Consider the following 14,705-nt stretch of genomic DNA (forward strand, 5'->3'; position numbering starts at 1 on the left):
CCGGTGTTCGCCGCGGACCAGGGTGCGTTCTTCGCCTTCACCCTCGGCATCGTCGGCATCATGGGCGGCCTGCTCCAGATCAACCCGATCTGGAACCTGGGGCCCTACAACCCGTCTCAGGTCTCCGCGGGTTCGCAGCCGGACTTCTACATGATGTGGACCGACGGCCTCGCCCGTCTCATGCCGCCGTGGGAGCTCTACCTGGGTCGATACACGGTCCCGGCGGTGTTCTGGGTCGCGCTGATCATGGGTCTGGTGTTCACGGTGCTGATCGTCTACCCGTGGATCGAGAAGCGCCTCACCGGCGACACCGTCGGCCACAACCTGCTGCAGCGACCGCGGGACGTGCCCGTCCGCACCGCCATCGGTGCGATGTCGATCGCGTTCTATGTCGTGCTGACGCTGTCGTGCGTCAACGACATCCTGGCGCTGAAGTTCGACATCTCGCTGAACGCGACCACCTGGATGGGTCGCATCGGTCTGCTGGTCGCGCCGCCGGTCGCGTACTTCGTCGCCTACCGGTTCTGCCTCGGCCTGCAGCGCAGCGACCGGGCAGTGCTGGAGCACGGCATCGAGACCGGCGTGATCAAGCGGCTGCCGCACGGTGAGTACATCGAGGTGCACCAGCCGCTCGGCCCGGTGGACGACCACGGCCACCCGATCCCGCTGGAGTACCAGGGCGCCCACGTGCCCAAGAAGATGAACAAGCTGGGTTCGGCGGGCAAGCCGGGCACCGGCAGCTTCCTGCGGGCCGACCCGTGGCACGAGAGCGAGCAGGCCTTCGAGATCGAGCACGCGGAGGAGCACAAGCAGCTCGCCGTGCTGCAGAAGGCACAGGAGAAGGACAACGGTCACGGCGGCAACAACAGCCACTGATCGCTGACGTCAACGAAGGCCCCGAGTCGAATCCGACTCGGGGCCTTCGTGTTTCGTAGACGGGGATTACGAGCGAGCGGCGGCGCGGCGGGCGACTTCGATCGCCTCGAACTTCGCGAGATTGTGGCGGGCGTCGGCCAGCGCGTCGTGGGCGTCCGCGGGCACCGGGGGCAGTTCGGGGCGGCCGTGCGCGTCCCAATGCTGGCGTAGTTCATTGGTGTAGCGGGGCAGGGTACTCGGTAGGTCGACCATCGAGCCCCACAGCTGGCACAGTGCCACGTGATCGTAGGCGCTGACCCAGGCCCACAGTTCGGGCTGCACCGTGGCGCGGGGAATCAGGAACTTGTAGAGGTCGTCGCGGATCTGCTGGCGGCTGCGCCAGCGCGGCGAGGACGGTGCCGGCAACTGTGGTAGCACATATTTGCGCACCCACGGGCCCGCCCGGTCGGGATCGAACTCGGTGGAGACCGCGTAATATTCGCGGCCGTCCTCGCAGACGACGCCGATGGAAACCAGGTCGATCGTCGAGCCGTCCTCGATGAATTCGCAATCGTAGAAATATCGCAGAGAGATCGGTCTTCTCCTCGGTAGTCGGAGCGGTTGTGCAGGTACCGGACCCAGCAACCCTATGCCGGTAGCCCGCCGATCACTCCAGGGGTTCTCGGGTGGGAATTCTCGCCACCTTCGGTATGTAGGCTCCACCCCTACCTCCGGGTACCTGTGCGACCACATGGTCCGTATTCTGAACTGGTGAACTGGACCGTCGACGTACCCATCGATCGCCTGCCGGAACTGCCGCCGTTGCCCGCAGAATTGCGGCGACGGCTGGACGGCGCGCTCGCCAGACCTGCGCTGCAGCAGCCGTCGTGGGACCCGGAGCAGGCCGCCAACATGCGTACGGTGCTGGAGAGCGTGCCGCCGATCTGCGTGCCCGCCGAGGTCGAGGAACTGCGCGCGCAGCTCGCCGAGGTCGCGCGCGGTGAGGCGTTCCTGCTGCAGGGCGGTGACTGCGCGGAAACCTTCGCCGACAACACCGAGCCGCACATTCGCGGCAACATTCGCACCCTGCTGCAGATGGCGGTCGTGCTCACCTACGGCGCGAGCCTGCCGGTGGTCAAGGTCGCGCGCATCGCGGGCCAATACGCGAAACCGCGTTCCTCCGATACGGATTCGCTCGGCCTCAAGTCCTACCGCGGCGACATGGTGAACGCGCTCGCCCCCGAAGCGGCGGTGCGTGAGCACGACCCGTCGCGGCTGGTCCGTGCCTACGCCAATGCGAGCGCGGCGATGAACCTGGTGCGCGCGCTGACCGGCGCGGGCATGGCAGACCTGCACAAGGTGCACGATTGGAACCGCGACTTCGTGGCCCAGTCGCCCGCAGGCGCGCGTTACGAGGCGCTGGCCGAGGAGATCGACCGCGGTCTCGCGTTCATGACCGCATGCCGGGTGAAGGACCCGAGCCTGCAGTCGGCTCGGATCTACGCCAGCCACGAGGCTCTTGTGCTCGACTACGAGCGCGCGATGCTGCGCCTCGGCGAGAATCCGGCGGGCGAGCCGGTGCTCTACGACCTGTCGGCGCATTTCCTGTGGATCGGTGAGCGCACCCGTCAGCTCGACGGCGCACACATCGCCCTCGCGGAACTGATCGCCAACCCGATCGGCCTGAAGATCGGTCCGACCACCACGCCGGACCAGGCCGTGGAGTACGTCGAGCGGCTCGACCCGAACAACGAGCCCGGCCGGCTCACTATCGTCTCGCGCATGGGCAACGGCAAGGTTCGCGATGTGCTGCCGCCGATCATCGAGAAGGTGCAGGCGACCGGCCATCAGGTCATCTGGCAGTGCGATCCCATGCATGGCAACACCCATGAGGCGTCCACCGGCTACAAGACCCGCCACTTCGACCGGATCATCGACGAGGTGCAGGGCTTCTTCGAGGTGCATCACGCACTGGGCACCCATCCGGGTGGCCTGCATATCGAACTCACCGGCGAGGACGTCACCGAATGCCTCGGGGGCGCCCAGGACATTTCCGATCTGGATCTGTCCGGACGCTACGAAACCGCGTGCGATCCGCGCCTGAACACCCAGCAGTCGCTGGAGCTGGCGTTCCTGGTCGCGGAAATGCTGCGCTGATCTTCTCGGCGCTACCGAACGTCACATCGAGCGCGCCCGATGTGACGTTCGGTGCGGTCAGGGCAGCGCGACCAGCGTGACCGTGGTGCCCGGCTCGACCTTCGACAGCCCGCCGGGGTTCTGCGAGATCACCAGCGACGAGTCCGAGGGCGTCAGCTGGCGCACCGTCACCTGCAGGCCCAAGCCCTGGAGCTTGGCGCGCGCGTCGGCGACGCTCTGCCCGACGACCATGGGCATCTTCACGGCATTCGAGACGAGCAGTGTGACACTGTCGCCGGACTGGACTGTGGTGCCCGCGGCGGGGTCGGTGCCGATCACCTTGTCCCCCTCGACGTTCTTGTCGTACTGCATGCGGGTCTCCCGCACCGTGATCCCGGCGTCGGTGAGCATTTTGGTGGCCTCCGCGGTGGCGCGACCGCGCACGTCGGGCACTTTGACCGGCTGCGACCCGTTGCTGCGGTACACCTTCACCTGGGCGTTCATCGGAAGCACGGTGCCGGGCGCCGGATCGATCTTCGCGAGCGAGCCCTTCGGTGCGGAACTTCCGGTCTCGCCGGAGTCCACCGGTTGCAGCCCGGCGTCGCGGATGAGTTGATTGACCTTGGAGACGACATCGCCGGGCTTCACCTCGGGCACCCGGGGTTTGCCGCTGGACACCAGCACCGCGACCGTCGTGCTCTTGGTGATCTTGGACCCGGCCGGCGGGTCGCTGCCGACCACACCGCCGACCGGGATGGTGTCCGAGGCCTTCTGCCGTATCTCGGTGGAGAAGCCCGCGCTCTGCAGCGTGGCGACGGCGCGTTCCTGGTCGAGCCCGGCGATCGGCGGGACCGCGGAGAAGCGCCCGACACCGAGCCACCAGCCGCCGACACCGACGATCAACGTCAGGATCGCCACCACGGCCACCCACAACAGCGTCGTGCGGCGCGAGCGGGAGCGTTCGGCGTCGAATTCCTGATACGGCGAGGGCTGCGGCAGGTGTGCGGGCTGCGGCTCGTAGTCGTCCGGCGGGCCGTAATCGGCGTACCTGGGCCGTGGCGCGGTGACGACCTTGGTGTGCTGCGGCGCATGCGGATCCTGCTGCCCGGCAGCGGGTTGTCCCGCGTGCTGGTCCGGCGCGGCCATGCGGTAGCTGGCGCTGAGGTGCTCGGCAGATTCCTGCGGCGCCGGCACTCGATACGGAGGCAGGTTCAGCGCGACCGCGATCTGATGCAGGGCGGCGACCATCTCGTTCGCATCGGCGAAGCGGTGCGCGGGTTCACGGGCGGTCGCGCGCGCGATCAGGTCGTCGAATTCCGGGGGCACCCCGGCGATGAGCTGGCTCGGGCTCGGCACGTCGTTCTCGATCCGCTGATACGCCACCGACAGCGAGGTGTCACCGGTGAACGGGACCCGGCCGGTCAGCAATTCGAAGATCAGCACGCCGAAGGAGTAGACGTCGCTGCGAGAATCGGCGGTGCCGCTGGTGACTTGTTCTGGCGACAGGTAGGCCGCAGTGCCGAGAATCACGCTCGCCGAGGTCGTGTTGGCCGCGGCCACTGCGCGGACCAGACCGAAATCGGCGATCTTCACTTCGCCCGCATCCGAGATCAGCACGTTCTCCGGCTTGATATCGCGATGTACCAGACCTGCCGTATGCGCGACGCCGATCGCGGCGAGCACCGGCTCGGCGACCGCACGCGCCGCATGCGGCGGCATCGGGCCGCGTTCGCGCAGCAGCTCGCGCAGCGTGCCGCCCTCCACCAATTCCATGATGAGGAACGGATATTCGCCGTCGACGCCCTGGTCGTACACCGCCACGAGCGAAGGATGCTTGAGCTTGGCGACTGCGCGCGCCTCGAATTCGAACCGGGAAAGGAACTGGGGATCGGCGGCGAACTTCGGGTCCATCACCTTGATGGCGACCGGGCGGTCCAGGCGAGTGTCCACACCCCGAAAGACCATCGACATCCCGCCGCGAGCAATCGGCGCGTCGATACGGTAGCGCCCTTCCAGTATTTGCCCGATCAAGTGATGTCCTCCGGCTTTCACAAAGTTCTCACCCCTCGCTGTTAGCGCGACAAGCGACATGCCGCCCGGTGCGGCCTCCACGATGGTATCGGCGAATGCCCCCCGGGTGTCTCACGACGTGCGGCGGCGGACCGTCTACCGTTGTCCGGGTGAGTGCATTTCCCTGCAGCGATGATGTCCTTCCCGAGTCCGTGGCCGTGCTGCCGCTGCCCGAGGTAGCCGACAAGCTCGGGCTCGTGGTGACCCGGGTGCATCAGATGCTGCGCGACCATCAACTTCTCGCGGTGCGCCGCGACGGTGTCGCGGGCGTCCCCGAACGGTTCTTCGACGATACGGGTGCGGTGGTCAAACCACTGCCCGGCCTGATCACCGTGATGAAGGACGCCAAGTACACCGACGAAGAGATCCTGGAGTGGATCTTCACCGAGGACGAGACCCTGCCGGGCAGACCGATCGATGCCCTACACGGCCCATTGGCCCGAGAAGTCATCCGCCGCGCCGCTGCCGATCCTTTCTGAAGCTGATGTGCCGCTCCTGCGGCGCTGTGTCTTCGCGGCCCCCAAGGCCCGCGTCCGAGCGGCCGAGACTCGCGACTTCGTCGCATGCGCTTCGGCCGCTCGGACCCGAGCCGGCCGCGGACGGTCGTTCGTAAGACTCGCTCCGTGGAGGGTGCTTCTGGGGGTGGTACGTGCAACGGTGCCGTGGGCCCCGTGCTGCGGTGGGCGCCGTCGGTCAGGGGCGGGGAGCGCGGCGGAGGGCACCGGCGAATTCTGCCGCTGCGACGCGGATGCGGCGACGGCGGGGAACTACCATGCGGTGGGCGAAGATGGCGTAGTCGAAGTGCTCGATCTCATCGAGAATTCCCGCATACAGTGTGCTCGCGGCGCGGATAGCCGGTCGGACGCGCGGTTCCAGCAGGTCGATGCCTCGATCGGCGACACGATAGATGTCGCGGTTGATCGCGATCAGGTTGGCCAGGGCCCTGCGCATCCGCTGATCGGTGCGCCTGGTGCGGTGACAGTGGACGAGCAGATCGTGGTCGACCCCGAACGCCGCGAGTTCGTCGGCGGGCAGGTACACGCGCCCGCGATCGAGATCCTCGGCGACATCGCGCAGGAAATTGGTGAGCTGGAACGCCTCGCCCAGTGCGGCAGCGGCGGGTTCGGCCTCGGCCACCGGTACGACAGTGCCGAGTACCGGCAGCAGTTGCAGTCCGATCGCTGCCGCCGACCCACACATGTATTCGCGCAACTCGGCCATCGTCGCGTAGCGGTCGCGGTACTGCTTCGTGCCGACGATGTCCATCCGCATCGCGTCCATGAACGTCCAGAAGTGCTGGTGGGCAATGTCGTAGCGTTCGATGGTATCGGTGAGGGCGAGCAGGATCCGGTCCCGCTTTTCGCCGATCTGCTCCGGCAGCGGGTTGCCCTCCAGGCGACTGCGCAGCTGCTTCTCGATCCGATCGAGCAGTCCGGCACAGTCCTCGACGCGATGGTCGATTGCCGCCGGATCGAGAGTTCCTTCGATGACGTCCGCGCGGTCGACGATGTCGTCGACTGTCCGTGCGAAGGCGTAGAGCGCGTGCACTGCCGGTCGTCGCTCGGCCGACAGCAGACGGGTCGCCAGGAAGTAGGTGCGGCCGTGCGCCGCGGCGATCTGCCGGCATTCGCGGTATGCCACGGGGAGCTGGGCGGCGCCGGGATCTCTCACGCAACCCGGTACGGACGCGGCGAAACCGGTCACGGCAGGGAGGGCGCCGACGAATCCACCGACGGGGTAGCCCGCAAGCGCAGCGGGTCCACCTTCCGCAGCGACAGTGCCGCCACCACCGCGACGAAGGTCGCCGCGGCCACGTGCCGGAAGTCGTAGAGCCCGATCGAACCGTCGGGCTGGAACACCAGCATGAGCCAGGTGCAGAGCCCGACCAGCACCATCAGGGTGGTGGTCGACAGCGCGAAGCCCGCGGCGAGGGCGAGTGGCCAGGAGTAGTACCAGGGCAGCGCGGCGGGGGAGAGGATGACGATCCCGACGAACGCGATGAGGATGCCGAGCACGGCCTCGCGTTCGCTGTGGCGGAACCGCCACCATGTCCACACCAACACCGCGACCAAGGCCACCGCACAGATTGTCCTGGTCACGCCGAGCACCGACTCCATCCGCCACGGGGTGACCCAGGTGGTGGCGTGCGCCATGATCGTCGGAAGTGACAGCCAGTTGATGATCTTCTTCGAGCCCGACAGCGCGGTCAGCCAGCCGATGCCGACACCGGCGGCTACCGACGCCACCGCGAAGACCACCGCGAACACGCTGAGCCCGAGTCCGGCGATTTTGGCGAACATCAGTGCGGGGTGTGGCATTTCCTCGCTGGGCTTGGCCGCATCCGGCTCGCCTTCCAGCGGCGCTGTGGCGCCGGGGGAATTCGCGGCTCGTTCCAGCGCCCGGCGTTCCTTCTCGTGCAGCATCCAGATCCACACCAGGAACGGCAGCGCGATCCCGGCGGTCGCCTTGATGGCCACACCGATCGCCACCACCACGATGCCTGCCACATGGTGGCGCTCCAGCACCAGCGCGATGCCCGCGCACATGAGGCCGACCATCAGCATCTCGTTGTGCACACCGCCGATGAGGTGGATGAGCACCAGCGGATTGAGCACGGCCAGCCACAGCGCCACCGTCGGCTTACCGCCGAGATGTTTGGTCAAGTACGGCACCGCCCACATCATCAGCGCCAGGCCGGGCAGCATGACCAGCCGCAGCGCGATTGTTCCCGCCACCACGTTGTCGTTGGTGATGGCGGTGATCGCACGGCCGAGTAGCAGGAAGACCGGACCGTAGGGCGCGGTCGTGGTGGTCCACACCGGGCTGACGTTGTCCAGCAGCACGCCGGGATTGGCGACCGGGCCCACCTGATAGGGGTCGAACCCGTCACGCAGCAGCGCGCCCTGGGCCAAATAGGAGTAGGCGTCGCGACTGAACATCGGTGCGGCGAACAGCAGCGGGAAGATCCAGATGCCGACGATCGCGCGTAGCTCGTTGAGCGTGACGCCTGCCTCCGACCGGTCCCCGAAGCCGATGGTGGTGCGGCCGAGCCGAACCCACGCGGTGATCATCAGCAGCACGCCGACCCAGATGACCATGGTGGACAGCGCGTAGCCGTGGCCGAATCGCAGCCAGGACAGGTGCATTGCCTCGAGTAGCGGATCGCGTTTGCGGACGCTGCCCGCGCCCAACCCACCGAAGGTGATCATCACCGCGCCGAAGAAACCGAGCAGCGCCGAGTGCCCTTCGGGGCTGCGGAGGAAATCGGCCGAGGTCCGCACCCACCACCGGAGTCCGTGCACGGACGTCACGGTGGGCGCGGCGGTCCTGGACGCGCCACGTCGACTCGGCCGGGCGTCCGGTGTGCTCGAGGTGCGGTCCGCGAGGCTCGTATTGGTGTTGATGATCGAGTCCTCGGTGTCGGCTGCGGCGCTGGTTTCGGGGGGTGGCATACGGTGTCGGTTCCCCCGGAGTGGTCGGCGGTCGCAACCGCGAGCGAATAGGTCGGCGTTGAGTTTAGAGGTTCGCCGGGAACACTATCCCGGTGGTGCGTGGGGTTTCATCCCGAGCGGGGCTCGGAGCGCCGGTAATACGGGTTGCTGCCAGTTTTCCAGATAGTAGTGTTGTGGGCACGCCCACACCCGGCGTGGTGCCGCATCCAGCGATAACTACATTGTCGCTGGTGCGTGGAAAATTGCGTGGCCGAAATGGTCCGGTCTGTCGGAACAGGTGTGCCGCGGAGAACGGGGTGCCTGCCAGCATGCCTTGTGCGCGCCAAGTGCTCGGGGTGTCGAGATGATCGACGGTGAAATGTTCGGCAATGCCGCGGTAGCCGCGTGATTCCAGGGTGTTCAGCAGCTCGCGCAGATAGAACGGGCCGAGCCGGTCCCAGTCCAGCGGCGCCGATTCGAGATTCGGGCACGGCGCCAGCAGTGAGAACGGCTCATGGCGGCCGTCGGTCCTGTCGATGTAGAGGGCGGGGTCGGTGAGCGCGGGCCGCGTCAGCAGCAGCGACGGATCGCTCATCACCCTGCCCTTCCCCCGTCCCGCCGCGATCTCGGTGAATGTCTGATCCCACGCCGCGCCGAAGTCGATTGTGTGGTGTGCCTGCACCGGCCAGCCTGCGGCGACCTGCGCGGGCACGGTGCCGTGCGCGACGACGGCCGACGGCGCGGCGCGCAGCGGTCGGCGGCGGCGCACCCCGAATTGTTCGATGGCGCCGAGATCGGTGGTGAGCACCACGGCGTCGCAGTCGAAGGTTCGGCCGTCGGCGGTGCGGACCCGCCGTGCGCGCCTGCCTGCGTAGTCGATCGTGGTGACCTCGGTGCCCAGTGCCAGGGTGCCGCCCGCGGCGGTGAAGGCGTCCGCCATCGCGGCGGCGATGGCGCGCATGCCGCCCTCGGGGAAGTAGACGCCCAATGACGTGTCCATGTGGGGGATCGCGCCGTACACGGCCAGCGCCTCGGCAGGCGGCATACCCGCGTAGAGCGCCTGGAAGGTGAACAGGCGGGCCAGCCGCTGATCACGCACGAACCGGCCGACACGCGGTCCGAGCCTGCCGAACCCGCCGAGCCGCACCAGCGCGGCGAGCGCCCGTCGCTTCTCGGGTTCGCGGACCATATCCAACGGCGAATCGAAGTTTGTGTCCATGAATTCGCCGAACTCGGCCTCATAGATCTTCGCCAGCCAGGCCCGCAGTCGCCGATAGCCGCGCGCCTCTTCCGGCCCGCAGACCCGGGTCACTTCCTCGGCCATCGCCTCCGGGTCGGCGAACACTCGAATGGTGGCGCCGTCAGCGAACCGGGCGTGATAACTCGGCGCGAGCCGGTGGATGCGCAGTGGCGGCGTGCAGGATTGCGGGGTTCGACCCACGGCGGCGAGGGCATCGGTAATCAGCTCGGGCAGCGTCAGCACGGTCGCGCCGGAGTCGATCTCGTAGTCCGGTCCGTGATACCGCCCGACGCGACCGCCCGGATGGTCGGCGCGCTCCAGCAGCGTCACGGTCCGGCCCGCGCCGGTCAGATACAGCGCCGCGGCGAGCCCGGAAAGGCCCGCGCCCACAATGACGACCCGATCTGTCGGCCCTGCAACGACTTTCACGCCGCGCGCCTCGTCGCCGCCAGCGCCATCGTGCGCAGCTGCTGCTTGGTCGCCTGGGTGGCGGAGCTGGATTCGATGGCGGCCAGGCCCTGTTCGGTGAGGTCGGTGATGCGGCGTTCCACCGCGTCGACGGCGCCGAGCCCGGTGAGTACGGCCCGCAGGTGTTCCACCTCGTCGGCGGTGAGATCGGTGCCGATGCTCGCGCGCAGCAGGGCAGCGGCATCCGGGTCGGTGCTGTCGGCGCGCTGTAGCGCCTCGGCGATCAGAACGGTGCGTTTGCCTTCGCGCAGGTCGTCACCGGAGGGCTTGCCGGTGACGGCGGGGTCGCCGAAGACGCCGAGCAGATCGTCGCGCAGCTGGAAGGCGATGCCGATGTCGGTGCCGAAGGTGCGATAGTCCTCGACCAGCCGCGGCTCGGCGTCGGCGATGGCCGCGCCGAGATGCAGCGGGCGTTCGACGGTGTAGGCGGCCGTCTTGTACCGGTTGATTCGCAGGGCGGCGGCCACGGACTCGTCGCCGCCCGCCTCGCCGTTGATATCGAGTAGTTGCCCGCCGAGCACCTCGGTGCGCATCAGGGCCCAGACCGGCGCGAACCTGGCGATGGCGGCCGGCTCCAAGCCGGAGGCGTGCACCATATCGTCGGCCCAGGCCAGCGCCAGGTCACCGATCAGAATGGCGACGCTGGCGCCGAAGTGTTCGGAATCACCCGCCCAGCCGCGGTCGCGGTGGCGCTGCTCGAAGTCGACGTGCACGGTGGGGAAGCGGCGGCGGGTGCGCGAGGAATCGATGATGTCGTCGTGGATCAGCGCGCATGCTTGCACCAATTCCAGTGCGGCACAAGCGTTCAGCACGGCGGCCGCGTCGGGTCCGGCGGGGTCGCCGCCCGCGCCGAGCCACCCTGTCCACGCGAAGGCCGGTCTGGTTCGCTTACCGCCGCGCAGTACGAACAGCACGAGTGCCTCGGCGGCCTGCACGAATACCGGTCCCAGTGGTTCGACCACGGCTCGGCGGGTGCGGAAGAAGTCGGTGAGCGCTGCTTCGACGGTATGGACGAAAGCGGGTGTACCGGCCTTCAGTGCGGCGTAGTCGGTCGTCGATGCGGTGTCGCTGGACGCCGTCGATGTGCCTGCATCGGTCGACGGCGTGCCCCGAGGCGTCTGGATACCGGTTCCGGCGGACAGGGGAGCCTCCAAGGTCGGGCGGGTCGTGGACTGCGTCGGCGCGCTGCCCCGGACGCGGTAAGTTTTCGTGAGCCGGGCGGGCAGTCGCGCGTAGTGCTCGGCGGTGGCGGCCATGCCGCCTGGTCGCAGAATACGCGGCCGCGGGGAACAGCACTCGTGGCGACCCGGCGGGCTCGAGAAGCATCACCACTACACTGGACCGGTGACTTTCGACAACGTACGGGGACGCTCGACCCCTGGCCGGCCGTACCCGACGCCACCGAACGTCTCTGGAACACCTTCGGTTGTGCAGAGCTTGCGGACGCACTCGAGTAGCGCGGTGCCGTTCTCCGTGGAATTCAACCCACCGCGAGATGCCACGGCCGAAGCCAGGCTGTGGCGTGCGGTGCGGCAGTTCGAACGGATGCACCCGGCCTTCGTCTCGATGACTTACGGGGCGGGCGGGTCCACCCGCGATCGCACCGTGCGGGTGACCGGTGCGCTGGCCCAGGAGACGACGCTGCTGCCGGTGGCGCACCTCACTGCCGTCGAACACAGCCTCGCCGAACTGCGCTCACTCGTCGGCGCGTACGCCGACTCCGGCATTCGCAACATTCTCGTGCTGCGCGGCGATCCGCCCGGCGATCCGCTCGGCGAATGGATCAAACATCCCCAAGGTGTCGCTTACGCCGAGGAATTGGTGCGCATCGTGCGTGACCTCGGCGACTTCCACGTGGGCGTCGCTTCGTTCCCGCAGGGCCATCACCGATCGCCCGACCTGGACACCGACACCCGGTATCTGGCCGCGAAACTGCGTGCAGGCGCGGAGTATTCGATCACCCAGATGTTCTTCGACGTCGAGCACTATCTGCGCCTGCGCGATCGGATGGCCGCTTGCGACCCGATCGAAGCCGCCAAGCCGATCATCCCCGAGCTGATGCCGATCACCTCTTTGCGCACTGTCGCGCGCGCCGAGGAGCTCTGTGGCCGTCCGCTGCCCACTGCGGTCGTGGAGCGGCTGCACCGGGCCGCGGGCGACAACCCGGAAGCAAATCAGGCCGCGGTGCGCGCGGTCGGCATCGAGATCGCCACCGAAATGGGCCAACGCCTCATCAACGAAGGCGCCCCCTGCCTGCACTTCATCACGCTCAATTTCGCGAAGGCGACCAGTGAGGTCCTCACCAACCTCGGCTATGGCGTGTCGGCCGCGCCGATCAGCGCCTGATCGGTCGAGCCGGGATCAGCCGGTCAGGCCCGGTAGCGGCCGCGGCCGTCGCATCGAGGCGTCCGGTGCGGTGCGGCCGCGGCGCGACAGCTCCAAAGACAGCCGGCGACGGTCACCGGGAGCTTCGCGCCCGACGTAGTAGAGGCAGGTGATCCGGCGGCCTCCTCGGTGGAGCCCGCCGGATCGGGCACTGCGGTTCAGGCGGCGCGGGCTGCGCGCAGCCCCCATGCCTCGGCGAGCAGGCGATGGGATTCGAGCCGGTCCTCGTGGTCGTAGGTGATGCTGGTGACCAGGAGTTCGTCGGCGCCGGTGACGCGTTGCAGTGCGGCGAGCCGCTCGGTGACAGTGGCAGGTGCGCCGACGAACTGGGTGGCCAGGCGGTCCTCGACCAGGCGCTGCTGCTGCGGTGTCAGTGGGGTGGCCCGGTCCGGGTCGAGGTAGTCGGCGGCGCCTGCTCCGCTGCGGATGCTGTGCACCCAGTGACCGTAGGTGGAGGCCCTGCGTCGTGCGGTGGCATCATCCGGCGCGACGACCACATCCGCCGAAATCACCACATAGGGTTCGGTCAGCTGGGCCGACGGCCGGAAGGCCGCTCGATAGGCATCGACCGCGTCCAGCGCGGTGCCCGGTGCGACGTGGTAGGCCGCGGCGAACGGCACACCGAGTTGCCCCGCGAGTTCGGCGCTTTCGCCCGCCGAGCTGCCGAACAGCCACAGCTGCACCTGTGCTCCCTCGCCGGGAACCGCGTGCAACGCATCACCATCGGCACTGGTGTAGGTGCCGTCGAGCAGTGCGCGGATCTCGTCGATCTGATCGGCGAACTCCAGTGGCTGTGCGCCTTCCTGTTGCAGCGCGGCGATCGAAGCGATGAACTTCGACCGGTCGGTGATCCTGCCGGGATCGAACGGCGGCGGAACCACCACACCGTCCCTGATTTCGGTGCGCCCGGTCACGGTGTCGAGCACCGGATGACTCTTCTTCGGATGCTCTGGCTGCGCACCGAACTGGGCGCGGCGGTGCCCGGACCGGCCGAGGCCGAGATCGAGGCGACCCGGATGCAGGGCATCGATGGTGCCGAACGCCTCCACGATCGACGCGGAGGTGTGGTGGCCCACCTGTACTGCGCCCGAGCCGACCCGGATACGCGAGGTGGCCGCCGCGACCAGGCCGATCAGTGTGATCGGTGCGGAACTGGCCACCGAAACGAAATGGTGCTCGGCCAGCCAATACCGGTGGTAGCCCCAGTCTTCGGCGTGCTGCGCGAGATCGATGGTGTTGCGGATGGCCTGCCGCGCGGTCGATCCGGTGCTGATCGGCGCGAGGTCGAGGATGGACAGCGGGACACTCATGCCGACCGACCGAGCCGCGGATGCTGTTCTCCCGCTTCGATGGCCACCCGCAGCCGGTTCTGCGCGGGTGCCAGCGGGCACGTTGCGAAATCGGTGAAGGCGCAGGGCAGGTTCGCCGCCCGGTTGAAGTCGAGCCGGACGGTGCCGTCGGAGTCGGGTGTGTCCACGGCCAGCGAGCGCGCCGCGGGGTAGGTGGTGACACCGCTGGTGGCGTCGGTGAACAGCACCCGCAGGTTCGCGGGCTCACCGAAGGCGATGACCCGTTCGGCCACCTCGCCGATGCGGAATTCGATAGTGCCCACGGCAGTGTGGTGATGTTCGAGACCGTCGACGACCGCACCGGTGGTCACCGTCCGCGGTGCGTCGAACGGCACGAACCGGCCCTCGACCACCCAGCGCGGATCGGGTGCGTAGGCCGGGATGCGGTCGAACGTCAGCAGCGTCGGTGCGGCCGGATCGTGGACTCGTACCGCGTACTGTCCGGTGCGGCGAATCACTTCCAGCACTCGATCCTCGTGCAGCACAGTGAGTCCAGGTGCGCCTTCGGCGGGGGTGAGGATCTGCACGCCCGCGATGCCGGTGCCATCGAACTCCAGTCGATCAGCGGGCTGCGCGGTGATGAACACCTTGTTGTCGGTCACCCACCAGGTTCCGGGCACCCCGGGCAGGCGCTCGGGTCGGTCGGTGAGCCAATGCAATGCAGTCAGGCTCAGGAAGCCGAGCGGGTCGCGCAGCTGATCCTCTCTGGCGTGCTGCCAGGACGCCCACTCGGTCTCGAAAAGTGTTGTGGTGCTTGTGGTCATCGGGTGT

The 14,705-nt window shown here is 68.0% G+C and carries 11 protein-coding genes and 1 pseudogene; 4 read left to right on the forward strand and 8 right to left on the reverse strand.

Features of this window, described 5'->3' with window-relative positions; translation table 11 throughout:
* Positions 1-876: pseudogene (locus tag AB0M74_RS29035) on the forward strand (cytochrome b); the annotation flags it as partial.
* Positions 877-942: 66 nt separating this feature from the next.
* Here AB0M74_RS29035 and AB0M74_RS29040 read toward each other — a convergent pair.
* Complete coding sequence (locus tag AB0M74_RS29040) at positions 943-1,443, reverse strand: polyadenylate-specific 3'-exoribonuclease AS (RefSeq protein WP_366529539.1); 501 nt, start codon at positions 1,441-1,443, stop codon at positions 943-945.
* 183 nt (positions 1,444-1,626) lie between these two features.
* On the opposite strand from AB0M74_RS29040, the gene AB0M74_RS29045 reads away from it, so the two are divergent.
* A complete protein-coding gene (locus AB0M74_RS29045) occupies positions 1,627-3,012 on the forward strand; it encodes a class II 3-deoxy-7-phosphoheptulonate synthase (protein WP_366529475.1) in 1,386 nt (461 codons plus the stop codon).
* A gap of 57 nt (positions 3,013-3,069) precedes the next feature.
* Here AB0M74_RS29045 and pknB read toward each other — a convergent pair whose 3' ends face one another.
* Positions 3,070-5,082 (reverse strand): Stk1 family PASTA domain-containing Ser/Thr kinase, encoded by a 2,013-nt coding sequence (gene pknB / locus AB0M74_RS29050; protein ID WP_366529540.1) that lies wholly within the window; start codon positions 5,080-5,082, stop codon positions 3,070-3,072.
* Between the two features lie 89 nt (positions 5,083-5,171).
* On the opposite strand from pknB, the gene AB0M74_RS29055 reads away from it, so the two are divergent.
* The gene (locus AB0M74_RS29055) at positions 5,172-5,540 is read left to right on the forward strand and encodes an Rv2175c family DNA-binding protein (protein ID WP_366529476.1); all 369 of its coding nucleotides are present in this window, start codon (positions 5,172-5,174) and stop codon (positions 5,538-5,540) included.
* Positions 5,541-5,754: 214 nt separating this feature from the next.
* On the opposite strand, the gene AB0M74_RS29060 is transcribed toward AB0M74_RS29055, so the two are convergent.
* The 4 genes from AB0M74_RS29060 to AB0M74_RS29075 form a co-directional block, all read right to left on the reverse strand.
* Positions 5,755-6,732, reverse strand: coding sequence for a phytoene/squalene synthase family protein (locus AB0M74_RS29060; protein WP_366529477.1), 978 nt, complete (start codon positions 6,730-6,732; stop codon positions 5,755-5,757).
* Positions 6,733-6,761: 29 nt separating this feature from the next.
* The gene (locus AB0M74_RS29065) at positions 6,762-8,513 is read right to left on the reverse strand and encodes an alpha-(1->6)-mannopyranosyltransferase A (protein ID WP_366529478.1); all 1,752 of its coding nucleotides are present in this window, start codon (positions 8,511-8,513) and stop codon (positions 6,762-6,764) included.
* Positions 8,514-8,577: 64 nt separating this feature from the next.
* Positions 8,578-10,161, reverse strand: a complete 1,584-nt coding sequence (gene crtI / locus AB0M74_RS29070; protein ID WP_366529479.1) for a phytoene desaturase family protein — start codon at positions 10,159-10,161, stop codon at positions 8,578-8,580.
* On the reverse strand, positions 10,158-11,456 hold the full coding sequence (locus AB0M74_RS29075; RefSeq protein WP_366529480.1) for a polyprenyl synthetase family protein: 1,299 nt from the start codon (positions 11,454-11,456) through the stop codon (positions 10,158-10,160). The genes crtI and AB0M74_RS29075 overlap by 4 nt, the downstream gene beginning before the upstream one ends.
* Positions 11,457-11,544: 88 nt before the next feature.
* Here AB0M74_RS29075 and AB0M74_RS29080 point away from each other — a divergent pair, with 88 nt between their 5' ends.
* Positions 11,545-12,546: a methylenetetrahydrofolate reductase gene (locus tag AB0M74_RS29080; RefSeq protein ID WP_366529481.1), complete on the forward strand. Its 1,002-nt coding sequence runs from the start codon at positions 11,545-11,547 to the stop codon at positions 12,544-12,546.
* 197 nt (positions 12,547-12,743) lie between these two features.
* Here the strand turns inward: AB0M74_RS29080 and AB0M74_RS29085 are convergent, their stop codons facing one another.
* Together AB0M74_RS29085 and AB0M74_RS29090 are read right to left on the reverse strand one after the other, a co-directional pair.
* Positions 12,744-13,895: an LLM class flavin-dependent oxidoreductase gene (locus tag AB0M74_RS29085; protein WP_366529482.1), complete on the reverse strand. Its 1,152-nt coding sequence runs from the start codon at positions 13,893-13,895 to the stop codon at positions 12,744-12,746.
* A complete protein-coding gene (locus AB0M74_RS29090; RefSeq protein ID WP_366529483.1) occupies positions 13,892-14,698 on the reverse strand; it encodes a DUF1684 domain-containing protein in 807 nt (268 codons plus the stop codon). Before AB0M74_RS29090 ends, AB0M74_RS29085 begins: the two co-directional genes overlap by 4 nt.
* Positions 14,699-14,705 lie beyond the last annotated feature (7 nt).

It is taken from the genome of Nocardia sp. NPDC051463, assembly GCF_040681975.1.
Taxonomy (GTDB): domain Bacteria; phylum Actinomycetota; class Actinomycetes; order Mycobacteriales; family Mycobacteriaceae; genus Nocardia.